We start from the raw sequence: 22,581 nt of genomic DNA, 5'->3' as shown, positions 1-22,581 counted from the left end.
AGAACATAATGAAGACTTTCCCGGATGATTTTTTATGGGGTGGGGCGTTAGCCGCCAACCAAACAGAGGGCGCTTATCTGGACGATGGAAAAGGGCTGTCAACTTCTGACGTTCAGCCACAGGGGGTTTTTGGTCCGGTGGTAGAGCGCGTCGCGGGAGACAGCAGTATCAAGGATGTGGCTATCGACTTCTATCACCGCTATCCGGAAGACATCAAACTCTTTGCTGAAATGGGTTTTAAATGCCTTCGTGTCTCGATTGCCTGGACGCGTATTTTCCCGAACGGTGATGATCAGCAGCCAAACGAGGCAGGGCTGGCTTTTTACGACAGGCTGTTTGACGAACTGACCGCGCACGGTATCAAGCCGCTTGTCACGCTGTCACATTATGAAATGCCATGGGCGCTGGTAAAGCAGTACGGCGGCTGGGGAAGTCGTCAGACTATCGGTTTTTTTGAACGCTACGCCCGCACTGTGTTTGCGCGCTACAAAGAGAAGGTGAAGCTGTGGCTGACTTTCAACGAGATCAACATGTCCTTGCACGCGCCGCTGACTGGCGTTGGTCTGCCGGAAACCAGCAATAAAGGCGAAGTGTACCAGGCAATCCATCATCAACTGGTCGCCAGCGCGCTGGCGGTAAAAGCCTGTCATGACATTATTCCTGATGCCAGAATCGGCAATATGCTGTTGGGCGGCCTGGTATACCCGCTGACCTGCAAGCCAGAAGACGTGCTGGAAGCGCTACAGGAGAACCGCAGCTGGCAGTTCTTCGGTGACGTGCAGTGCCGCGGTGCCTACCCGGGCTATATGCTGCGCTTCTTCCGTGACAACGGTATTCAGATTGACATCACCGATGCCGACCGCGAGGCGCTGACATCAACGGTCGACTTTATCTCGTTCAGCTACTATATGACCGGCTGTGTCACCACCGATGAGGCGTTAAATCAGCAGGCACGGAGCAACATCCTGAGCATGGTGCCAAACCCGCATCTGGCAAGCTCCGAATGGGGCTGGCAGATAGATCCTGTCGGTCTGCGTACGCTGCTCAACGTGCTCTGGGATCGTTATCAGAAACCCCTGTTTATCGTGGAAAACGGCCTGGGTGCGAAGGATAAACCTGACGCGGACGGCGTAGTGCAGGATGACTACCGCATTAGCTACCTTAATGACCATTTAGTACAGGTGCGCGAGGCGATTGACTATGGTGTAGAGGTGATGGGCTATACCAGCTGGGGGCCCATCGATCTGGTCAGCGCCTCCAGAGCCGAGCTGTCCAAGCGCTATGGTTTTATTTATGTTGACCGCGATGACAATGGGAACGGCACGCTGGCGCGCAGCCGCAAGAAAAGTTTCTGGTGGTATAAAGAGGTTATCGCCACCAGTGGTGCATCGCTGGCACCCTGATCCAGTGCGAAAGGGTGAGTCAACTGAACTCGCCCTGACGTTCCTGTGCCGCTACAGACCGGAACGACGGTGTCGTTTTTGCTGAGTGCGGTCAACAGATGAATCCGTTGATAGCGCCACTAACAGGGATCGTAGCGTAGGTGATGAGGCTGTCTCATCGCCGTAAGGGTGAGTCATAAAGCCTGTCTGAGGTATATCGACGAATGAAAAACGTGGGTTAAGCGGGTGATGGCGTTGGCCGCTTAACCGTCCGTCACTGCTCTGTCTTACTGCAGGCAGTCTATATATTTTTGTGCTGAGCGGTTCACCACCTGTTTCGCGTCAGACGCAATATCGCGCCCTTCAAATGCACTATAAAGTCGATCAAAGGCAAAGGGGGTCAGACGCTCGGTTATTGTCCTGATGTTGTCTGCCGTTAAAGGCAGCATGTTGGGATAACTCCACATGAAGGACACAGCATTTGCCCCCGGCGCAACCTGAATAATATCGCCAGACAACAGGATGCCTTCATTTTTTGCCCAGTGCAGTACCGTGCCGCCCGCGAAGTGGCCACCCAGCCGCAACAAACTTATGTCAGGGAGCATAGTCAGGACATCGCCATCCCATAACTGCAGATGTGGGCTGTCACGCACAATCCATTCGCTGTCGCTGGCGTGGATATACAATGGCGCATCAAATATTGCTGCCCAGTCTTGCATGTTGCTGTAATAGTGGGGATGTGAAATCGCAATTGCGTCGATACCGCCCAGCGCACGAATGATATCGACGGTGGCGGCATCAAGGTTAGGTATGCAGTCCCACAGCACGTTGCCCTGTTGTCCTTTAATCAAAAACGCGCGCTGGCCGATGGCAAAATCAGGCACAGACTGCAGGCTAAACAATCCCGTTTCAGGTTGCTGCCATTTATTGCTGTGCGCGGCATGGAGCGCTTCACTGGATGTCCATTGTTGCCCTGAAGCCGGCACGTACTGACGTTCATCTTCGCAAATTATGCAGTGGGTTGTTTCCATCTGCGAGTAGGCGGTTCCGCATGTGACACAGATCTTTGTCATCCTGTTCTCCCCCGTTAATGTCTTAGATTCATTGTAGAATCTGCATCGGAAGCAGGTTTCCTTTTGTGCTATGCGCGGCGGTTTTGAGGTTGCTAACCCTGATGGCTATAGACAAAAAAATCTTCATCTTGCATAGCAAACTTTGCCACCGGGTACATGCCAAGGCGTTGATGGGCCTGAATTGAACGGCTGTTTTGCGCCTGAATAAATAACACAGGTGCGCCCTGATGATACTGGCACATGTGGTGATAAAGGCGTTTTAGCAATCCCTTTCCCCGTTCAGCCTCACTGATACAAACCGGGCCGTAGAGCCAACAGTGCCACCCCGGTGGCCACGCATGAAGCATCGCGTTAATCATCTCGGGTTCGTGCTGAGTGGGAATGGCGCTAAATAATACGCCGGTAATCGCCTCATCGCGCTGGGCAACCACTGTCCTGACACCGGCGCGACGCAGCATCCCTTCAACTTTATCGGCAGGAAAATCCCCATTCAGTGTGCCGCCGCGTCCGGCCGAGTTTGCCTGAAGCAGGGCTGTAATTCCGGCCAGATCGTGCAGGGTCGCCAGTCTGATAACCGAGCGGTCAGAATTCACCACAGCTTACCCCTTCGATTCGTCACGGCGGTACAAGGTCCATTCCTCGATATGTTCACCCGAAGGCAGGATACAGTAGCCCACTTCACCCGTTGGCGTTTTTACAATATCGCTTTTTCCGCCAACGGCCAGACAATGCTGTGAGGCCGGATTGGCGAGGCCTGATGTCCGGGTGCGATGATCCGGCGCACAGCCCACGACCAAAATTGATGTTAAAACCAACAAAAATTGCCGCATAACCACTCACTTTTAATCCGTCAGAAACGCCATAGTATATTCCAGACGTGGCGTGAAAACGCACTTAGCCATCGAAAAGAGGAACGACAATGTCAGACAAACCGTTAAAAATGGTTACCTTACTGGGCAGCCTGAGAAAAGGATCGTACAACGCGATGATTGCGCATGCGCTACCGCAACTGGCACCGCAGGGCGTGGTGGTAGAAGCGCTGCCGTCAATCCGGGATATTCCACTTTATGATGCGGATATCCAGCAGGAAGCAGGCATTCCAGATACCGTCACGGCGCTGGCTGAACAGATCCGCCAGGCTGATGGCGTCATTATCGTGACCCCTGAATACAACTACTCCGTTCCTGGCGGACTGAAAAATGCCATCGACTGGTTGTCTCGCGTGCCCAATCAGCCTTTAGCCGGTAAGCCCGTGGCGATTCAAACGAGTTCAATGGGTGCTATCGGTGGCGCACGCTGTCAGTATCATCTGCGGCAGATTTTGGTTTTTCTGGATGCGATGGTGTTAAACAAACCGGAATTCATGGGGGGCGTTATCCAGAATAAAGTGGATGAGCAGGCCGGAGAGGTGATTGAACAGGGTACAAGAGAGCATCTGGCTAAGCAGTTAGCGGCATTTAGCGACTTCATTCGAAAGGTGAGCTGACAAACCGCCGCTGAGTGATAAGAACCACGCCTGTAACAGGCGTGGTTCCTGAATTGGCTCTTAACGCAGTAATGACAGCATCGTCTGTGGCACCTGGTTGGCCTGCGCCAGTACCGAGGAACCTGCCTGCTGGAGGATCTGAGCACGTGACATATTCGACACTTCCGTCGCGTAGTCCGCATCCTGAATACGGCTGCGGGCAGCAGTCAGGTTGGTGACGGTGTTGTTCAGGTTGCTGATGGTGGACTCAAAACGGTTCTGAGACGCACCCAACAGGCTACGCTGACTGTCAACGGCTTTAATCGCTTTATCAATATCTGCCAGCGGTGTGCTGCCAGATGCTGTACCGCCCGATCCACCGGTAACGGCACCTTTCAGTACGTCAAAGCCGATAGCCGCGGTGCTGCGGGCTGTACCATTCACTGTCTGACCGGTTGTTGAACTGGTGTTTTGCACGTTACCAGAAGAGGCGTTACCTGCTGCGGCCAGGTCAAAACTGTCACTTGAACTGATGGTAATTCCGATCGTTTGGCCATCCTGCGCACCAACCTGGAAGTTGTAGGTGGTGCTGCCTGAACCGGTGTTCAGTACTTTGAGTCCGTTAAAATCGGTCTGCTTGGTATCGCGGTCGATTTCCTGCATGCGCTGGTTAACTTCAGCCTGAATCGAATCGATATCCGAAGCAGAGTTGGAGCTGTTCTGCGCCTGAACGGTCAGATCGCGGACGCGCTGCAGGTTGTTGTTTATCTCATCCAGCGCACCTTCCGCTGTCTGAGACAATGAAATACCGTCGTTCGCGTTACGCGCAGCAACGGTCAGACCGTTGATGTTTGACGTAAAACGGTTAGCAATCGCTTCACCCGCGGCATCATCTTTTGCGCTGTTAATACGCAGGCCCGATGACAGACGTTCAATAGCGGTACCCAGAGAAGACTGAGACTTATCCAGGTTATTCTGAGTGATGAGCGACAGAACGTTAGTGTTAATCACTGACATGATAAATTCCTTCTAAGGAGAACGTATGATTTACGCATTATTATTATCGAAACGAAACCACAGAACTTTAATTAAAAATCGCCAGATAAGATTAATTCGTGAATAGCAGAAGTGCCGTTTTAAGCGAAAGGAAACGCCTGCGGTATCCTTGTAAAAAAGAATTATTACCACACATCAAATACAACCAAATTACTTAATTCCTTAACCTTAAAAACTTTTTGTTACAGCATTTACTGTTAAATAGCACGGATAATTAAATATCAGAAAAAGTCCCTGATGCCAGGCGGTTGCCTTATTTTCTTCCTGTTTATGCATTGATAAGAAAACCTGTATTAAACCTGTCTAAAAAAGCCCGCCAAGATATATCATTACTTCCGTGTAACACTTTGAAATAATGAAAGTTATGCGAAAATCGTTTTACGTCCTGGCGCAACGTGGTCAGAGAGGATGAGTGGTATTGCATTGCAAAGCAAGTGGGCAGGGTAGCACGGCCCAATCACTGCCGCTGGTTTCACAGAAACGGGAGAAATTAATCTAAACCTGTATTACGTATGAATTAGATCTGAAAGAGAGTGGTAAAGCGTTACCGCTATTCAGAAACAGTAAAGCAGAACGATGAAGGGAAGATAATGACCAGACAGATATCTTTTACAAGATATCTGTCTGCAGAGTAATAAGATAAGGCGGCTATTACATTTTTGCGAATTGTGCAGCCAGATAGTTACCGGTCTGCGTCATAGAAGAAACCAGCGTACTCAGATTGGTAAATTCCGTTTTATACTGCGCCATAATCGTGGTGATTTGGTCGTTAACAGTATTGTATTGATCTGAGAGCTGCTTCAACGACGTATTAATCCCTGTTGTGGCGTTCGAAACGGTACCATTACTCGCCAGCATTTGGTTGAGATTATTCGTCACCTCTGTCGCAAAGCCGGTTGTCTTTCCATCGCCGGTCAGAAACGCTAAAACATCGGCGGGCTGATTCGTCAGCGCATTATTCAGTTTCGTACTGTCCACGGTCAGGTCACCTTTATCATCCTGTGTAATGCCCAGTTGAGACAGCTCCTGAATATTACCCGACTGAGGATCAGAAAACTGACTGCGCAGGCTGGTCTGAATATTCATTAACGTGTTATCACCGAGCAGATCGCCATTGTCAGCACTCTGCGCCTGTCCGGCTTGTACAGGCGTATAGTTTGTTTGATCGGCAATGGTTTTTTGCAGCGAATTATACGCATCCACATATGTCTGGATTGCTGTCGACATCGGCGATGTATCTGACGCGATGGATAACGTTTCCGGCGAGCCGGTATTCACTTTATTTAAATTCAGGGTTACACCTTCCGGTGCATCCGTCACAATGTTGCTGCTGCGGGTAATTGATAAACCATTCACTTTTATCTGCGCATCCTGAGCGGCAACCTGTTCTGTCATACCATTATTACTGCCACCACTGCTGTAATTGACATACTGTGCCAACGTTGAGTCGTTGGTACTGACGGTCATTTCATTCGCCGTCCCGCTGTCACGTGCGGTCAGGGACAAATAATAGGTATTGTCGTTCGCCATAATAACGCTGGCGTTTACGCTGCCCTGTTGCTGGTTAATCGCGTCACGAATAGCAGTCAGGCTTGTCTGGTTCTGGTTTAACGTCACGGTCAGCGGGGATTTCTGTCCAGGCTGGCTGATCGTGATCGTGCGGGAAGCCATGCTGCTGTCGCCAAGCTGCGCTGTTTCACTACTGGCTGATTTGGAGAGCAGTGACTGTGATGCGGCCAACTGATCCACTTCAACGGAATAGTTTCCGGCAGCGGCATTGCTGGCAAGCGTGGCGGTAAACGCCGTATTCGTACTGGTGACCTTCGTGGTCGCTATGCTTGATGCGTTTTGCAAAGCCGCAGCGGCTGTCTGCAATTTTGACATTGAACTTTGTACCACGCCCCAGGCTGTCAGTTGCGCATTGTATGACGCCTGCTGTGTGGTAATTGGAGTCAACTGCGCTTCTTCAGCTGACTGTAAATTATCATATAACGTGTTGAGGTCGAGGTTAGTACCAGCGCCAAGTGAGCTTATGCTTGCCATTTTCTTGTCCTGATGAAGTGACACCAGACATGAAGATACAACGCATTAATCAGGCATTTTTCTGATTTTGCGCGTTGTTGCAAATCGGTTTATGGTCATTTCATGACCATCAATTTTTCGTTAAGCTGGTAAAAAAATGTTAACAGCAAAACAGATTGTCATTTTTTTCAGGTCTTTTTATTGAGTGTATTCGTAAATGGACAAATTAACCCTTTGCTAATCATGAAATTAAATTGCAGTCGTGTTGGCGGTGTCGCTAAACCTGTGCACTTTGACGAGACAAGTACGGTCGTGCAGCTGAAACCTGCTGTGAATAAACCCCCCCTGGCGTGACCAGAAGGAAATAGGGTGCTAACTCAAATTATTTCTTATTAAAAAATCATTAAATCCTAATCGATGCATTTGCCTTTTATCTTTCTTTTAGCCCTAAAGTTTTTATTTTTACGGCACTGCGCACTCAACAAAAAAGAATTTTAAAAATCGTTAACGCTTACGTTTGAAATATTTATTTACATCCCCCTGGTGAGGATAAATTGAGGGGACGGTTTCAGATAAGGTAGCACAACGATCTTGTCAGACGTTGTCAACGCCTGTCAGCCGTGGTTCTGGTTGGTGAAAAATCACTGCCACATTGCTCGTGTATATTAGCAGGACCAGCCTTTACTGAAGACGGGCTTGATCCGGTAAAAGCCATGTCAGCGCGCGGTGTCATCAATAACTGTTATTTGTCAGCGCATTGAAGGTTGCTCAACAATGGGGAAGTCTGTGATACATTGCCGCTCTGCCAGCGCGGCAATGATGCAGGCCTGGGCTTAACCGGTACGGACTATCTTTCATGAAACGACACGATATTAACTCTTCTTTATTTCGCAGCGCAGGATTCGATCCCACTTCGGGTGTGCTCGAGCTTGAATATCGCAACGGAAGTTGCCGGCGCTGGCTGGCCGTTCCTGCCCGGGTTTACCAGGGATTTTGTGCCGCGGTGGATCCCGATAGCTTTTTCCGCGAAAGCATTGATAATCGCTACTTTTCTATGCATCACAAGCGGGATTCACAGTAACGGACACGCAGAAAAGGCCGCGCTGAGTCTGGAGGGTTGTGCGAAATCCCGCGGCCATATTCAGGTGCGGGTTGAGTAGGGCCGGGCAGGGGTTTTCACGTCGGACAAATCAGGCGGCGCTACAGCGCTAAAAACATGCCTGAGCGGGCTGCATTCGATAACGGCCATGCGCTGTTCGCATGGCCTGTCTGTTATCAGCGCAGTTACATCATTTGCGGTTGGCGAATCGCATTACCTTTCTCGAAGCGTGAGAGCCGGTAGGGCGTCAGGTCCGTATAAACGGGCTTATTCGTTAACATCTGTGCACACATCAGTCCCGCACCGGGTCCGATGGCAAAACCGTGGCCACTAAAGCCTGAGGCAATAAACATGCCGGGGAGCTGGCTCACCTGATCAATCACCGGCACCAAATCCGGGGTGGTATCAATCCAGCCGGCCCAGGCATAATCGACTTTGATGCCCTCCAGTTCGGGGAAGACGCGAATCAACTCGGCCAGGCCATCGTGAATGATGCGCTTGTCCGGCGTGGGATCAAGCACCCGGATCTTTTCAAACGGCGAGGGCCTGTCGGGCGACCAGCTTCCAGACGCTTCAGGACCAGAAAAGAATGAACCGTTCAGGCGGATTTTCAGTTTTTTAGCGACCTTGCTGCGGAACATGGGATAAAACTTCGCAGCATAACGGATGTTCTGCGGTGCTAAATCAATCTGGCCAAGGCCCGGAACGGCAACGGTGTAACTGCCGTCCAGACGGCGGCGAAGGCAAAGATTAGGCGTGCTCAGACAGCCTTTGACGACCTCAGGAGCGGCGGTTGTTTTAAATACCGTACCCAGAATATTGGCGGCAGGGAGTTCTACGCCATATTGTCTGCAGAAACGCGAACTCCACGCACCGCCGCAGCAAATTACCCGGCTGGCTTTAACCAGTCCGCGTTCTGTCCAGACGCCAGAAACACGGCCCGCGCTGATATCCAGCGCGCGCACCGCGCAACGCTGAAAAATGCTGGCTCCCAGCTTTTGCGCGCCTTTCGCAATGGCCGGTACCGCCTGCGACGGTTCTGCACGACCATCTGTCGGTGACCATACACCGCCTCGCCATGGAGTTTTGTCCCCAATGCGCTCCTGTGCTTCACGCGCGGAGAGCAACTGGCTGGTAAAGCCAATCTGTTTTGCCTGCTGTCCCCATTTTTCCCAGCGCGCCAGGTCAGCTTCATTTAGCGTGCCATAGAGGATACCGCTGCGCCTGAAGCCCAAATCCATCCCGATTTCACCACTCAGCTCATCCCAGCGCTGCAGGCTTCGCATCGCCATTGGTAACTCATGCAAATCACGGTTCTGTTGACGAACCCAGCCCCAGTTTCGGCCTGACTGTTCACCGGCAATCACACCTTTCTCAAACAGCGCAACAGAAACCCCCTGTTTCGCCAGTTCATATGCCGTTGACGTCCCCACAATCCCACCGCCTATCACAACAACATCAACAGAGGTGGGGAAGACGGAACTGTCACTGACGCTATCGACCTTAATTCGCATGGGTTAACCTTGTTTCAAATATGATGTCGGGGCGGAATATGCATAATCCACAACACGCGGGCTTCAGTGTCGCTGTCGTTAAAAATGTTATGCGGAAGATGACTTTTAAACTGAAAACTGTCGCCCGCTTCGATGAAGGTCGCCTCACCGTTCACCTCCAGCGTGAGACGGCCTTCCATGACTACACCTGCTTTTTCACCAATGCCTGTCAGCATTTCTTCCGAACGCGTGCGGGGAGGGATGCTGATATACATAAACTGAATATCATGTTCGCCAGAAGGCGATAACATCGCCTTGGTTATGCCCTGCCTGCCAACTTCAAAATGCGGCCGCTCACGCCAGCGCCGGACATAATGTTCAGCACCGGGTCGCATCTCTTCATTTTGTTCAAGAAAAGCGGTCAGTGGGACATTCAGGACCACGCGAAGTTGCTCAAGCACCCGTACCGTGGGGTTAGCCAGATTGCGCTCAATCTGGCTGATGGCTCCCGCCGACACATTGGCCTGTTCCGCCAGTGCCTTGATGGTCATATTGCGCGACTTGCGTATCTGCTTTAGTCGTAAGCCAATCGTCATCTCGACGGCACTCAGATCCTCTGAGTGCATTAACGCTGTTTTCATCACCATGTTCCTTAAGGTTGCGTGCCTCCGTGCATCAACACGCGATTAAGGCATTCCCCACTTCGCTTTGATTTTTTGCAATGTGCCGTCGGCCTTCATTGCCGTCAGGGCAGTATTAATATCGGCAAGTAGCTTATCGTTCCCTTTTTTCACGCCAAAGGCCATAGGTGCGATATGCTCAGGCTTGTAACCGTCCACCACATGCATACCTTTGTACGCGCCAGATTTTTCCTGATATTTCATTATCGGGTAATCGTTCATCCCCGCAGCGATACGGCCCAGGGACAGATCGCGCATCATATCTGCCGGACTGTCATACACTTTCACCTCTTTCGCGATACCGCTCTTAATCAGCGCCTGCGTATAATCGGTGCCCGCCATGGTGCCGACGATGTCGCCTTTCAGATCCTGCTGCGAGCGATAGACTTTTTTATTGTCATCACGCACGACCAGCCCCGGTCCAAACGCAGTGACTGGCTGCGAGAACGCAATACGTTTTTCGCGCTCTGGTGTGGGTGTCATCCCGGCCACAATCATATCGATTTTGCCCGCAATTACAGACTGAATCAGCGTCGAGAAAGGCACCGCGGTAAAGTTGATGTCAAGCTTCTGACGTTTGGCCACTTCCGCGGCCACGTCCGGCATGAAGCCTTCAATTTTACCGGTTTTGGTATCCAGAAACGTGGTAGGCGCGCTGGAAGGCGGAGAGCCTGCCGTCAGTGGCGCTGCCTGCGCACTGCAAGTGAGACCAAGGGCAACAGAGAATAAAGCCATGGTAACGTGCGACCGAAGAGACATCACTTACTCCTGATTGACATGTGAACAATTAATTTCACTATAATGAAATTAAATTCCTGCCTGTCAATCTTTTCTTTTCTAAAAATGTTGCGCCTCACAAATTAACATAAAACCCTTTGATTTCCCCAGTCAGTGGGCTTTCAATGCACTTTATTACACTAATAAGTTAATGCTATGACGTCATCAGATGAAAAGTTTGACAGTATTTACTGATAAACATATTCATTTAAATGAATTTGAAGCATGACACTCAACACCGGCGGGAGCGCATAATGGACTGGAGCAGCATTCATGTTTACCTTCCCTTTCTTTTGCAAGGGGCTGAAATGACGATTTATATCACGCTACTGTCCTTGCTCATCAGTACGCCGCTGGGGTTGATCTTCGCTGCCGCAAAAATGTGTCCTTTTAAAATCATTTCCTGGCCCGTCAGCGTCATCATTAATATCACTCGCGCCCTGCCGATGATTGTGGTGCTGTTCTACATCTATTTCGTTTTCCCCGATATCGGCATTACCCTGACATCCTTTCAGGCCAGCGTCATCGGTATCGCGTTTTGCTTTTCAACCTTCCTGGCCGAGATTTTTCGTTCCGGTATTGAATCGGTGGATCGTGGTCAGCTTGAGGCGGCGCGCTCTATGGGCATGAGCTTCTTTAAAGCGATGCGACGCGTCATTCTGCCTCAGGCTTTTCATGTCGCACTGCCGCCATACAGCAATACCCTGGTCATGATGCTGAAAGACTCAGCGCTGGCGTCAACGATCGCGGTTACCGAAATGACCCGCCAGGGCCAGCTTCTGGCGGCTTCAACCTTTGATAACACCACTGTGTATACGCTGGTGGCGTTGCTCTACCTGACGTTATGCATGCCGTTGCTGGCTTTTACCAGGCACCTTGAAAATCGCCAGAAAAAAGGAGCATGAGATGATTGAAATTCTTGATGTCCATAAGCGCTTTGGTGCAGTTGAAGTGCTGAAAGGGGTGAGTTTTCGCGTCGAAGAGGGCGAAGTGGTGTGCCTGGTCGGGCCTTCAGGCTCCGGGAAATCGACGGTGCTGCGCTGTATCAACGGGCTGGAAACCTATGAAAGCGGCGCCATCCGCGTGCTTGATCAGCATGTTGACAGTAAAAGCAAACGTATCAACGCGCTTCGTCGCCAGATCGGTATGGTTTTTCAACGCTATAATCTTTTTCCTCACCGTAGCGTGCTGGAAAACGTGATGGAAGGGCCGATTTACGTCAATGGCGAGACACGCAGTAAAGCCGAAAAGATGGCCAAAGAGCTGCTGGAAAGAGTAGGGCTGGGCGACAAAGTTTCCGCCCGGCCGTCGCAGCTTTCCGGTGGTCAGCAGCAGCGCGTAGCAATTGCCCGCACGCTAGCCCTGCAGCCGAAAGCCATTCTTTTTGATGAGCCGACATCCGCGCTGGACCCAGAACTGGTCGGCGAAGTGCTGCAGGTTATGCGCAACCTGGCCCAGCAGGGAATGACCATGATCGTGGTAACGCATGAGATGCAGTTTGCAAGAGAGGTCGCCGATCGTGTGTGTTTTCTGCACAGCGGACAGATTGTAGAGCAGGGGCATGCGGATGAGGTGCTGCTGCGGCCTCAGGAAGCGCGCACGCAGGATTTCCTGCGCCGCGTACTGGGCAACACAGGCGTACAGAGTCTGATGAATACCTAATTCAAACGGCCCGTTTGATCGGGCTTCGCTAGCCATTCAGCTGAGATGAGTGGCCCTGCCTGTCACCCGACGCTGCGTCGAGCAAAATCTCTGGCAACCTTTCGCTGAGGCGTCGGTACAAACGCCCCCGCCAGGCGGATTAAGCCCGCATCTGAATGCCTTCAGTAATAATGTGCTGAAGGTTTTTTACCGTCTGGTCGAAAAACGCCGGATCGCTGAGCGTTTTACCGGTGATTGCCTCAACCTGCACGCTAAAATCGGCGTAATGCTGCGTCGTTGCCCACAGCATAAAAATCAACTGCATTGGATCGACGGGGGCAATGCGCTCATCTTTAATCCAGCCCCGAATGACATCGCATTTCTCTTCTACCAGGGTTTTCAGGCCGCCCCCCAGCTCCTGTTTCAGCAACGGCGCGCCCTGAACCATCTCCAGGCAAAAAAGACGCGAAGCCTGCGGATGATCGCGGGACACACAGAGTTTCAGGCGAATATATTCTCTAATGGCTTCCAGTGGATGCTGATCGGGCTGTAAGGCCTTTAACGGCGCCAGCCAGATATCCAGCAGTCCTTTCAGCACATCAATATAGAGCGCTTCTTTTGTCGGGAAGTAATAAAAGAGGTTAGTTTTCGAGACGTCAGCCCGTTCTGCAACCTGCTCCAGCCGGGTGCCGTGAAAGCCATAGAGTGAAAAAAATTCCAGTGCGGCGTTCATGATAGCGCCACGTTTGGCAGCAACCGCCCGCGAGCGTCGCGTTGTGGTTTTGGAACCTGGGCTAACGGATTTTTGCTCTCCGGCGGCAGCGTGCGGGTGTTCGACCAATGGCTTCACAACATCTCCTGAGACAAACAGCAAGGCGTGAATTATAACAAATGGGGGCAGGGGCGACTATCGTAACGCTCATTATTCACGCGCTCTGAAATCAACAGTTGAGCGATTTGCACCCTTTTTGCTCAATCTTGCCTGTTATCTGTGCAGTTATTTTTGAACAACGGGTCCGAAACGGACCGTTTGCTCCAGTTATCTTCCATTCAAACTTTCAACCCTTTGAAAAGGTTATTTATTTTAAAACTGGCACCTGCTTTGCAAAGACTTTTGCGTCTGGAGATTTCAGCACGGTGCAATTCGGAACCCGCAGGACGCACTCAAGCCGCGCAGAGATTTTCGTAAGCCCTTGTATTGGTACGTATTACTTTTAATCGAGGTGAGCGATGAAAATCGGTGTCTTTATTCCTATCGGCAACAACGGTTGGTTAATTTCAGAAACTGCACCGCAGTACAAACCGACCTTCGACCTGAACAAAACCATCGTGCAAAAAGCGGAGCACTATCATTTCGATTTTGCGCTTTCCATGATTAAACTGCGCGGCTTCGGTGGTAAAACCGAATTTTGGGAACACAATATGGAGTCGTTCACGCTGATGGCCGGACTGGCCGCCGTGACCTCTCGCATCCAACTTTACGCCACGGCCGCTACGCTGGTGATGCCGCCGGCGATCGTCGCGCGCATGGCCGCCACCATTGATTCCATCTCTAACGGCCGTTTCGGTGTCAACGTTGTCACCGGCTGGCAAAAACCCGAGTACGAGCAAATGGGCATGTGGCCGGGCGATGACTATTTTACCCGCCGCTATGATTACCTGACCGAATACGTGAGCGTGCTGCGCGATCTGTGGGGCACCGGCCACTGCACGCTCGACGGCGAATTCTTCAAAATGGACGACTGCCGCGTCAGTCCCCGCCCGCAAAGCGAGATGAAAGTGATCTGCGCCGGGCAAAGTGATGCAGGCATGGCGTTTTCTGCCAGACATGCCGACTTTAATTTCTGCTTCGGCAAGGGCGTCAATACACCAACGGCCTTCGCGCCAACCGCCGCCCGCATGAAAAAAGCGGCAGAGGCTGAAAACCGCGACGTATCTTCTTATGTGCTGTTCATGGTCATCGCCGATGAAACCGATGAGGCCGCGCGCGCCAAATGGGAGCTGTATAAAGCCGGGGCTGACGCCGAGGCGCTCGCGTGGCTGACCGATCAGAGCAGCAAGGACACCCAATCCGGCAGCGATACCAATGTCCGTCAGATGGCGGATCCCACCTCAGCGGTCAACATCAATATGGGCACACTGGTCGGCTCCTGGGCCAGCGTCGCCAGAATGCTCGATGAAATCGACACCGTGCCCGGCGCTGGCGGCGTCCTGCTGACCTTTGACGACTTCGTTGAGGGCATCGAAAACTTTGGCCGCTACATTCAGCCATTAATGAAAACCCGCCAGCACATCGGCATTGCGCAGAAAGAGGTCGCATAATGAACGTTGTTGAGAATCCGTCAGTGGTCCGCCGCGAACCCCACAATACCGGCGAGGAAACGGTCCTCACAGCCCGTCCTGAAGCCATCGCTTTTACCCCGCAGCAAACTGCGCTGATTGTCGTGGATATGCAAAATGCCTATGCGTCACAGGGCGGTTACCTGGATCTGGCGGGCTTTGATGTCTCTGCCACCGCGCCGGTGATCGCCAATATTAAAGTGGCGATTGCCGCCGCACGCGCGGCGGGCATCAAAGTGATTTTCTTCCAGAACGGCTGGGATAATCAGTATGTCGAAGCCGGCGGTGCGGGGTCGCCGAACTTCCATAAATCCAATGCGCTAAAAACCATGCGCAAACGCCCGGAGCTGATGGGCAAACTGCTGGCAAAAGGCGACTGGGATTACGATCTGGTCGATGAGCTTCAGCCGCAGCCGGGCGATATTGTGCTGCCCAAACCCCGTTACAGCGGCTTCTTTAATACCCAGCTCGACAGTCTGCTGCGCAGCTATGGCATTCATCATCTGGTGTTTACCGGCATCGCCACGAATGTCTGCGTGGAATCCACCCTGCGCGATGGCTTTTTCCTGGAATATTTTGGCGTCGTACTGGAAGACGCGACGCACCAGGCTGGCCCGGAATTCGCACAGAAAGCCGCGATTTATAACATTGAAACCTTTTTTGGCTGGGTCTCTAACGTGCGTCAGTTCTGTGACGCTGTTGGCTACAAAACTGAACAACACGCGGCCTGACCGCTTTTACAAAGGACAATCAACGATGCCTAAAAGCGCCATTATTCCCGCTGGCAGTGGAGTGCCACTGGCACCTTTTGTTCCGGGCACGCTCGCCGATGGCGTGGTGTACGTTTCCGGGACGCTGCCGTTTGATAAAGACAACAACGTGGTGCACGTTGGCGATGCCGCGGCACAAACCCGTCACGTTCTGGAGATCATCAAAAACGTGATTGAAACCGCAGGCGGCACAATGGAGGACGTCACCATGAATTCCATCTTTATCACCGACTGGGCCAATTACGGGGCAATCAATCAGGTCTACGCCGAGTATTTTCCCGGTGAAAAACCCGCGCGTTTCTGTATTCAGTGCGGGCTGGTGAAGCCGGATGCCCTGATTGAGATCGCAACGATTGCCCACATCGGCAAGTAATCTGTTTACCGGCATCTGTTCTGATAACCCTGAGGAAACAGCATGTATTACAAGGTATTAGGTAAAGATAATGCCGATGCAGACACGGTCGTGCTCTCTTCAGGGCTGGGCGGTTCCGGCAGTTTCTGGCAGCCGCAACTGCCTGTACTGACACAGTATTTTCGCGTCGTGATTTATGACCAGCACGGCACCGGCCTGAGTCAGGGCACCGTTCCGGCCGGTTACCGCATGGAGGATATGGCCGATGAGCTGGCGGGCATGCTCAACGGGCTGGATATCCGCCGCTGCCATCTGGTCGGTCACGCACTCGGCGGCATCGTTGGCCTGCATCTTGCACTGCGTTATCCGGCCTTACTGCAAAGTCTGGTGGTCATCAACGGATGGGCAACGCTCGACAGCCAGACGCGTCGCTGCTTTGAGGTCCGCCAGAACCTGCTGCTTAACAGCGGGGTGGATGCGTATGTTCAGGCGCAGCCCCTGTTTCTGTATCCGGGCGACTGGCTTTCTGAACATGAGGCGTTATTACAGGAAGAGCGCCAGCATCAGGTGGCGCATTTTCAGGGAATGGAAAATCTGCTGCATCGCTTACAGGCGCTGATGACGTCTGACCTGGCCGCCTCGCTCGACGGGGTGATCGCACCGACGCTGGCGCTGAGCTGTAAAGACGATTTGCTGGTGCCCTGGCAGCGCTCGGCCGATCTCGCTGCCCGTCTTCCTCTGGGGGAGCACCAGCAAATGCAGTATGGCGGTCACGCCATGAGTGTGACCGACCCCGATACGTTTAACCCGATTTTACTGGACTGGCTGCGGCGGCATGCTTTTCATGCAGCTGACATCGTGTCCGAGCCCTTTTCAACGGAGATATCATGGCCGAAGCCTTAACCGCCAGCGCCCTGGCAACCCTGTTCACTGACGCCCGCACCCATAACGGCTGGCTGGATAAACCGGTGACCCATGAACAGCTGGAAACGATTTACGCGCTGGCGCGCATGGGGCCAACATCTGCAAACTGCAGCCCGGTGCGCATTGTGTTTATCCAGAGCCAGGCGGCCAAAGAGAAACTGGCACCGGCGCTGTCCAGCGGCAATCTGAAGAAAACCCTGACTGCACCGGTGACGGCGATCATTGCCTGGGATCCTGCGTTTTATGAATTACTGCCCGAACTGTTTCCCTCCGGCGATGCGCGTTCGTGGTTCACCTCCAGCCCGCAGCTGGCGCACGATACGGCATTTCGCAACAGCAGTCTGCAGGCAGCCTATCTGATTATGGCCTGCCGCTCACTCGGACTGGACACCGGACCGATGTCTGGTTTCGACAATGCGAAAGTGGATGAAACCTTCCTGGCGCAGACGGGCTGGAAATCCAACTTTCTCATCAACATCGGTTACGGCGACAGCAGCAAACTGTATCCGCGCGCACCGCGTCTTGACTTTGACCGCGCCTGCCGCGTGCTGTAAGCACCCTGTTTCATTATGAGGACACGAGCATGCAATCCACTCTGAACGCCACACAGTCCGCAACCGCTGTTAAACAGGCTGCCGTTGAAAAGCAAGAGTTCCGCGATGCGATGGCGCACCTGGGTTCCGCCGTCAACATCATCACCACAGACGGGGCAGGTGGACGGGCCGGTTTTACCGCCTCTGCGGTATGCAGCGTGACCGATACGCCACCGACGTTGCTGGTATGCCTGAACCGCGCGGCCTCTGTTCATGCGGCGTTTACGCAAAACCAGGTGCTGTGCGTTAACACGCTCTCAGACGGTCATGCGTCGCTGTCCAATCTGTTCGGCGGAAAGACACCGATGGATGCGCGTTTCGCGGCCGCTGACTGGGCCAGCCTTGCCACCGGATCGCCGATCCTCACTGATGCGCTGGTGTCGTTTGACTGCAACATTACGCAGATCACCAGCGTCGGCACCCACGATATTTTGTTTTGTGAAGTCGTTGCTATTCAGCGCAATGACAACGGCCACGGACTGGTGTATTTCGACCGGCGCTATCATCCACTGATGCGTCAGACAGCCTGTTAACTCACTCCTCTCAACTTAGTAAGGGTCGTGCATGGCAAATACCTGGTTTCCACAATGGCGTAAAAGAGAAGGCAATCTGGATGGCGTCGTCATCGCGCCGGATGAACGGCTGCCGTCAGGCACGACGATCATTATGGGATTGCAACATACGGTAGCGATGTTTGGCGCCACGGTCCTCATGCCCTTACTGATGGGCTTTGACGCTAATATGGCCATCCTGATGTCGGGGATCGGTACCTTACTGTTCTTCCTGGTGGTAGGCGGTCGCGTACCGAGTTACCTCGGGTCCAGTGCCGCCTTCGTCGGACTGGTTATCGCGATAACCGGCTACAGTGGTCAGGGTGCGAATCCCAATATCGGTGTGGCCCTTGGCGGGATTATTGCCTGCGGCCTGCTCTATATGGTGATCGGTTTTATCGTAATGGCGGTTGGCACGCGGTGGATTGAACGTCTGATGCCGCCCGTGGTGACCGGTGCCGTGGTCATGGCGATTGGGCTAAACCTCGCGCCGATTGCGATTCACAGCGTCTCCGCCTCCTCGTTTGACAGCTGGATGGCCGTCATGACCGTGCTTTGCATCGGTTCGGTAGCCGTATTCACCCGCGGTCTGGTGCAGCGCCTGTTGCTGTTACTGGGGCTGGTGGCCGCTTATCTGATTTATATGGTCATCACCAACGGCCTTGGGCTGGGCACGCCGGTGGATTTTAGCGCGGTCGCTCAGGCACCCTGGTTTGGCGCACCAACCGTTACGACGCCAGTATTCAGCGCGCATGCCATGCTGATGATCGCGCCGGTCGCAGTAATCCTTGTCGCAGAAAATCTCGGCCATATTAAAGCGGTGGCTGGTATGACCGGTAAAAACCTTGATCCCTACATGGGCCGCGCGTTTGTCGGTGATGGACTGGCGACGATGCTGTCCGCCTCCGCAGGTGGAACGGGCGTGACAACCTATGCAGAAAACATAGGTGTTATGGCTGTCACCAAAATTTACTCCACGCCGATTTTCGTCGCCGCGGCGGTTATTGCCATTGTGCTGGGCTTCTCACCTAAATTTGGCGCACTGATCCACACCATTCCTGGCCCGGTGCTCGGCGGCGCATCCATTGTGGTATTTGGGCTGATTGCCGTGGCAGGTGCCCGCATCTGGGTACAAAACCACGTCGACCTGGGGCTGAACGGCAACCTTATCATGGTCGCGGTCACGCTGGTTTTAGGCGCAGGCAACTTTACCCTGACGCTCGGCAGCTTCAGCATGGGCGGGATCGGCACTGCGACCTTCGGGGCGATTTTGCTGAATGCATTTTTGAGCCGAAGCAAAATGGCAAGCGCACAGCCAGGGGTGAAGACGGAGGCGGTGGTGAAGGAGTAAACCGGGATCTTTTCCTCAGCCGGAGAAGCAGGAAGGGCGGAGCGGGCCGGAACGACAACCGGGTGTTTTTTACGCACCCGTAAAGCATCATTCAGGAAACAAAGAGGCTAAGCGGAAGAAAAACGCTCTGCCCGCCAGTGAAACAGGGCTGTGCTCCGTACACGGTAGCATCAGCCCAACTCCATAAGAGGTTTTCGCAAAAAAACCGTGGGTTTTCAGGCAATTTACCTTAGTCGTCACGTTGAATGCTTTCCTCATGGACATTACTGCCCACCGTTTTCCCGTTTTGATTCTCAATGCGTTACCCGTGAATGATGACTGGCGGTTCTCACTCGATCTCGCCGCGTGTGAGACAGCAACCAATATCATTCGTCATGCGCTAAACGAAGACAGTCACCGCCGGTTTACAGTGGAATTTATTGCGTCAGACATCAGCATTACGCTTCGCTTTATGGACGAGGGGAGTGTATTTCCCGCTGAACGCCTCCAGGCGGCACGTTGTGATGCTTTTTCTGACCAGACAATGACCCAGGAAAGCGGCAGAGGGCTGAAATTGATTTTGTGGTATGTGGATAAATTTCGGATCGAATACTCGGCGGGCAAAAATATTACTTTGCTGGAAAAGTCGTTGGTATGTTAGTGCCGAATGCCTGTTATGAGCGGATGTACTGGACTGATAAGCTGTTGCGCCGGGCGAACGCAGTGTCACCCTACGTATGTCCATGCTGATAACAACAGACTCAACGATACGTTCTGAGCGGCACACGCACTCAACCTATGGCATCGCAGTTCTGTGATATTTTTTGGACAGGCACTTATGCACCTGTCTCACGGCGCCCACTTAGTCGTCAGTATGTGGTGGAACCGGCAAACCTAGCGCGCTTACCAGTTCATCGATACCGAGAGGAACGTCAAACCATTTGTCGTTAGACAGAACGACGCGGCAACCTTTTGAAAATTCTTCTTCACGGACCCAGGCAATAAGCTCTTTCTGGATCATCCATGTTTTATTATTTCTGTCCCTGAGGGTCACCAGGTTAGTGGGTGAGCAGGAAACGCCGGTGGTTGTTTCTGAGGTGTGATATATGCTGGTGTCTAACATGCGGTGCTCCAGTCAAATGGCTAGCTTGAAACTTTTTTATTGTGTATGAGTAACCACGGCAGACGGACCACCAGGACGAGCTTTTTGCCGTCCCTCTGCTCTTGCCGCACAACGAGAGTTAAACCTGCACTTACATTAATCCGCTTCCTGCATTCACCTTCCTTCCTGTCGCTGAAAGGTTTCAACAGAAAGCTATCCGCATCAGAAACGCGGACAAGTGGTCAGCTAGTATATCGTCACCGTTTCGTTTTTCTTCACGGCTATCTGCTTTGGCCCGTGCAAGACCGTAAACAAAGTGGCCACTTATTCAGAAAGAGCCTGTTATCTGAGCAGACATTTTTCTCTGGGCCAGTGCGATCGTACATTCAGGGTCATAAGCAGTCTGACAAGCTGAACAACGCTTTTCGGGCGGGTCAAACCAGGCGCACGTGAAAGCAAAGTACACCTAAAAATCGTTCCTTGCTGGTGTGTATCAGCAGTGTATACTTATAACTCACACTTCGGAGGTGTACATGAAATACAGAACTAACGTCACCATTGATAAAGAAGCCTACGAGATATTTTCATCTGCGGGTTTAAACCTTTCTAAAATGGTTAACGAGCTTGTCACTACTGAGGCTCGCAGAATCCGGGCTGAACGCTGGAAAGAAGAAAACCGTGAAAGCATGAAAGCCTTCTCTGACTTTGTGGGAGAAGAGGGATCGCTTTCTGATATGTACAGGAACTGGTAGGGATGCAATTTGACGTTTACTCACACAAGAATGGTAAAAAATATCCTTATCTTGTTGAAATACAAAGCTACCTGATAGACACACCAGGCCGTTTAATGGTTGCCCCCCTTGCTCTTCCGGGCGAGTTCGTGGGTTCAGGTGAACTTTATCCTGAGGTACTGGTTAACGGCAGCAAGTACCGCGTTGTGACAACCGACATTGCATCTGTCCCGGTGAAAGCGTTAGGGGATAAAGTGGGTGATGTCAGTCAGTATGAAGCAGCAATAAAAAACGCCATTTTCAGGCTTTTTTGGGGTTTCTGACAGGTTTTCTTAACCCACCGATGCCGGTCACCGGCAATGACGGGGCGGGTCGGCCAGCTATGAATGTCGCATTCGCTGGCGGTTTTCGTTAGTCTGCCGCGAATAAACGTTCACGGCAGTAAACCTAAAACACAGCACCGCTATTCTGGCTTTCTTAAAAGGCAGGAATCACGTGATCAAGTTTGGGTCGTTCCAGAGACGAAATCCACCTTCGAATGCCAGCGTGTTGTCGCCTTTCCGGCAGTTGGGCGGAAGTGAATCGAGTTCACCTACGTTTCCGCCGCCTAAGACGACGTACTCAGGCTGTAACGCGGCGGTCAGCATCTCCACTACATCAAAAACACGCTCTTGCCATTTTTTGTTGCCCTTTTTTATCCGATAGGCTTCACCCACATAATGTTCATAGCTATTGCCCTTGCGATAAGGTAAGTGAGCAATCTCCATGGGCTGAGCGACATTCTCAACGATCATCGCAGCACCTAATCCCGTGCCAAGACCGAGAAAGAGCATGCGTCCGCCCTGATAGGAACCCAGCGCCTGCATCAGGGCGTCGTTGACGATACGAACAGGGCAACCGAATGCGCCCGCATAGTCAAATCCCACCCAGCCCTCACCGAGGTTGGCGGGTTCCCGAAGCGGTTTGTTGTGGGCGACCGGACCGGGATATCCCATTGCAATCACATCGTAGGTCATGCCTTCAGCCAGGCTCTTAACCACAGCAACCATTTCAGCCGCAGACATTGTCTTTCCACTGTCCGCCTTCTTTTTCACCCCGCCAGCGCTGGAGAGGATTTTTACATGGCTTCCGCCGATGTCGATGGCCAGAACGATTTCATCTTTTTTCTTTTTAGGTTGCCGCGTCATTGATAGTGCTCCA

General features: G+C 52.3%; 26 protein-coding genes. 15 read left to right on the top strand and 11 right to left on the bottom strand.

The window, feature by feature from the left end; genetic code table 11:
- Positions 1 to 8 precede the first annotated feature (8 nt).
- Positions 9 to 1,403 (top strand): glycoside hydrolase family 1 protein, encoded by a 1,395-nt coding sequence (locus tag RAC65_RS11770; protein WP_058708905.1) that lies wholly within the window; start codon positions 9 to 11, stop codon positions 1,401 to 1,403.
- 266 nt (positions 1,404 to 1,669) lie between these two features.
- Here RAC65_RS11770 and RAC65_RS11765 read toward each other — a convergent pair whose 3' ends face one another.
- The 3 genes from RAC65_RS11765 to RAC65_RS11755 all read right to left on the bottom strand — a co-directional run bounded on the left by RAC65_RS11765 (position 1,670) and on the right by RAC65_RS11755 (position 3,270).
- Entirely contained in the window at positions 1,670 to 2,455 is a 786-nt protein-coding gene (locus RAC65_RS11765; protein ID WP_058702552.1) for an MBL fold metallo-hydrolase, read from the bottom strand.
- Between the two features lie 92 nt (positions 2,456 to 2,547).
- Positions 2,548 to 3,051 carry a GNAT family N-acetyltransferase gene (locus RAC65_RS11760; protein WP_058702553.1) on the bottom strand — a complete coding sequence of 168 codons (504 nt, stop codon included), beginning with the start codon at positions 3,049 to 3,051 and terminating at the stop codon, positions 2,548 to 2,550.
- Between the two features lie 3 nt (positions 3,052 to 3,054).
- The gene (locus tag RAC65_RS11755; protein WP_226376372.1) at positions 3,055 to 3,270 is read right to left on the bottom strand and encodes a DUF333 domain-containing protein; all 216 of its coding nucleotides are present in this window, start codon (positions 3,268 to 3,270) and stop codon (positions 3,055 to 3,057) included.
- A gap of 104 nt (positions 3,271 to 3,374) precedes the next feature.
- Between RAC65_RS11755 and RAC65_RS11750 the strand changes: the two genes are divergently transcribed.
- Positions 3,375 to 3,941 carry an NADPH-dependent FMN reductase gene (locus RAC65_RS11750; RefSeq protein ID WP_033742489.1) on the top strand — a complete coding sequence of 189 codons (567 nt, stop codon included), beginning with the start codon at positions 3,375 to 3,377 and terminating at the stop codon, positions 3,939 to 3,941.
- A 60-nt stretch (positions 3,942 to 4,001) separates the two neighbouring features.
- On the opposite strand, the gene RAC65_RS11745 is transcribed toward RAC65_RS11750, so the two are convergent.
- Both RAC65_RS11745 and fliD read right to left on the bottom strand, forming a co-directional pair.
- A complete protein-coding gene (locus RAC65_RS11745; protein ID WP_006121927.1) occupies positions 4,002 to 4,937 on the bottom strand; it encodes a flagellin in 936 nt (311 codons plus the stop codon).
- A gap of 690 nt (positions 4,938 to 5,627) precedes the next feature.
- Complete coding sequence (gene fliD, locus RAC65_RS11740) at positions 5,628 to 7,019, bottom strand: flagellar filament capping protein FliD (protein WP_033742492.1); 1,392 nt, start codon at positions 7,017 to 7,019, stop codon at positions 5,628 to 5,630.
- An 835-nt stretch (positions 7,020 to 7,854) separates the two neighbouring features.
- Between fliD and RAC65_RS11735 the strand changes: the two genes are divergently transcribed.
- Positions 7,855 to 8,079, top strand: a complete 225-nt coding sequence (locus RAC65_RS11735) for a KTSC domain-containing protein (RefSeq protein ID WP_006121926.1) — start codon at positions 7,855 to 7,857, stop codon at positions 8,077 to 8,079.
- A 203-nt stretch (positions 8,080 to 8,282) separates the two neighbouring features.
- On the opposite strand, the gene RAC65_RS11730 is transcribed toward RAC65_RS11735, so the two are convergent.
- From RAC65_RS11730 to RAC65_RS11720, 3 genes are read right to left on the bottom strand one after another with little or no spacing between them, the layout of a single operon-like run.
- Positions 8,283 to 9,611, bottom strand: coding sequence for an FAD-binding oxidoreductase (locus RAC65_RS11730; protein ID WP_033742493.1), 1,329 nt, complete (start codon positions 9,609 to 9,611; stop codon positions 8,283 to 8,285).
- Between the two features lie 14 nt (positions 9,612 to 9,625).
- On the bottom strand, positions 9,626 to 10,231 hold the full coding sequence (locus RAC65_RS11725) for a cupin domain-containing protein (protein ID WP_006121924.1): 606 nt from the start codon (positions 10,229 to 10,231) through the stop codon (positions 9,626 to 9,628).
- Between the two features lie 45 nt (positions 10,232 to 10,276).
- Positions 10,277 to 11,029 (bottom strand): ABC transporter substrate-binding protein, encoded by a 753-nt coding sequence (locus RAC65_RS11720; RefSeq protein WP_006121922.1) that lies wholly within the window; start codon positions 11,027 to 11,029, stop codon positions 10,277 to 10,279.
- A 230-nt stretch (positions 11,030 to 11,259) separates the two neighbouring features.
- On the opposite strand from RAC65_RS11720, the gene RAC65_RS11715 reads away from it, so the two are divergent.
- Entirely contained in the window at positions 11,260 to 11,952 is a 693-nt protein-coding gene (locus RAC65_RS11715; RefSeq protein ID WP_369974385.1) for an amino acid ABC transporter permease, read from the top strand.
- A gap of 1 nt (position 11,953) precedes the next feature.
- On the top strand, positions 11,954 to 12,709 hold the full coding sequence (locus RAC65_RS11710; protein WP_375096737.1) for an amino acid ABC transporter ATP-binding protein: 756 nt from the start codon (positions 11,954 to 11,956) through the stop codon (positions 12,707 to 12,709).
- Positions 12,710 to 12,848: 139 nt separating this feature from the next.
- Here the strand turns inward: RAC65_RS11710 and rutR are convergent, their stop codons facing one another.
- Entirely contained in the window at positions 12,849 to 13,529 is a 681-nt protein-coding gene (gene rutR, locus RAC65_RS11705) for an HTH-type transcriptional regulator RutR (RefSeq protein WP_375096775.1), read from the bottom strand.
- A gap of 389 nt (positions 13,530 to 13,918) precedes the next feature.
- Here rutR and rutA point away from each other — a divergent pair, with 389 nt between their 5' ends.
- The 8 genes from rutA to RAC65_RS11665 all read left to right on the top strand — a co-directional run bounded on the left by rutA (position 13,919) and on the right by RAC65_RS11665 (position 20,209).
- Positions 13,919 to 15,010 (top strand): pyrimidine utilization protein A, encoded by a 1,092-nt coding sequence (gene rutA, locus RAC65_RS11700; RefSeq protein ID WP_006121918.1) that lies wholly within the window; start codon positions 13,919 to 13,921, stop codon positions 15,008 to 15,010.
- Complete coding sequence (gene rutB, locus RAC65_RS11695) at positions 15,010 to 15,759, top strand: pyrimidine utilization protein B (RefSeq protein WP_006121917.1); 750 nt, start codon at positions 15,010 to 15,012, stop codon at positions 15,757 to 15,759. The genes rutA and rutB overlap by 1 nt, the downstream gene beginning before the upstream one ends.
- A 25-nt stretch (positions 15,760 to 15,784) precedes the next feature.
- Positions 15,785 to 16,171 carry a pyrimidine utilization protein C gene (gene rutC, locus RAC65_RS11690; RefSeq protein ID WP_006121916.1) on the top strand — a complete coding sequence of 129 codons (387 nt, stop codon included), beginning with the start codon at positions 15,785 to 15,787 and terminating at the stop codon, positions 16,169 to 16,171.
- Between the two features lie 42 nt (positions 16,172 to 16,213).
- Positions 16,214 to 17,053, top strand: a complete 840-nt coding sequence (gene rutD / locus RAC65_RS11685; protein ID WP_033742500.1) for a pyrimidine utilization protein D — start codon at positions 16,214 to 16,216, stop codon at positions 17,051 to 17,053.
- Positions 17,038 to 17,628 (top strand): malonic semialdehyde reductase, encoded by a 591-nt coding sequence (locus RAC65_RS11680; protein WP_006121913.1) that lies wholly within the window; start codon positions 17,038 to 17,040, stop codon positions 17,626 to 17,628. The genes rutD and RAC65_RS11680 overlap by 16 nt, the downstream gene beginning before the upstream one ends.
- A 29-nt stretch (positions 17,629 to 17,657) precedes the next feature.
- Positions 17,658 to 18,200, top strand: a complete 543-nt coding sequence (rutF, locus tag RAC65_RS11675) for an NADH-dependent FMN reductase RutF (RefSeq protein ID WP_367144051.1) — start codon at positions 17,658 to 17,660, stop codon at positions 18,198 to 18,200.
- 31 nt (positions 18,201 to 18,231) lie between these two features.
- A complete protein-coding gene (gene rutG, locus RAC65_RS11670) occupies positions 18,232 to 19,569 on the top strand; it encodes a pyrimidine utilization transport protein G (protein ID WP_324030718.1) in 1,338 nt (445 codons plus the stop codon).
- A 256-nt stretch (positions 19,570 to 19,825) separates the two neighbouring features.
- Positions 19,826 to 20,209 (top strand): ATP-binding protein, encoded by a 384-nt coding sequence (locus RAC65_RS11665; protein WP_054633992.1) that lies wholly within the window; start codon positions 19,826 to 19,828, stop codon positions 20,207 to 20,209.
- A 201-nt stretch (positions 20,210 to 20,410) separates the two neighbouring features.
- Here RAC65_RS11665 and RAC65_RS11660 read toward each other — a convergent pair whose 3' ends face one another.
- Entirely contained in the window at positions 20,411 to 20,671 is a 261-nt protein-coding gene (locus RAC65_RS11660; protein WP_054633991.1) for a hypothetical protein, read from the bottom strand.
- A gap of 512 nt (positions 20,672 to 21,183) precedes the next feature.
- Here RAC65_RS11660 and RAC65_RS11655 point away from each other — a divergent pair.
- Both RAC65_RS11655 and RAC65_RS11650 read left to right on the top strand, forming a co-directional pair.
- Positions 21,184 to 21,402, top strand: coding sequence for a type II toxin-antitoxin system CcdA family antitoxin (locus RAC65_RS11655; RefSeq protein ID WP_006121899.1), 219 nt, complete (start codon positions 21,184 to 21,186; stop codon positions 21,400 to 21,402).
- A gap of 2 nt (positions 21,403 to 21,404) precedes the next feature.
- Positions 21,405 to 21,704: a CcdB family protein gene (locus tag RAC65_RS11650; RefSeq protein ID WP_324030717.1), complete on the top strand. Its 300-nt coding sequence runs from the start codon at positions 21,405 to 21,407 to the stop codon at positions 21,702 to 21,704.
- 168 nt (positions 21,705 to 21,872) lie between these two features.
- Here the strand turns inward: RAC65_RS11650 and RAC65_RS11645 are convergent, their stop codons facing one another.
- Positions 21,873 to 22,568 carry an ROK family protein gene (locus RAC65_RS11645; protein ID WP_324030716.1) on the bottom strand — a complete coding sequence of 232 codons (696 nt, stop codon included), beginning with the start codon at positions 22,566 to 22,568 and terminating at the stop codon, positions 21,873 to 21,875.
- Between the last annotated feature and the right edge of the window lie 13 nt (positions 22,569 to 22,581).

It is taken from the genome of Pantoea sp. BS_8 (genome assembly GCF_041954965.1).
Taxonomy (GTDB): domain Bacteria; phylum Pseudomonadota; class Gammaproteobacteria; order Enterobacterales; family Enterobacteriaceae; genus Pantoea; species Pantoea stewartii.
The sequence above is the reverse complement of the archived record's forward strand: the minus strand, read 5'-3'. Positions and strand labels throughout refer to the sequence as shown.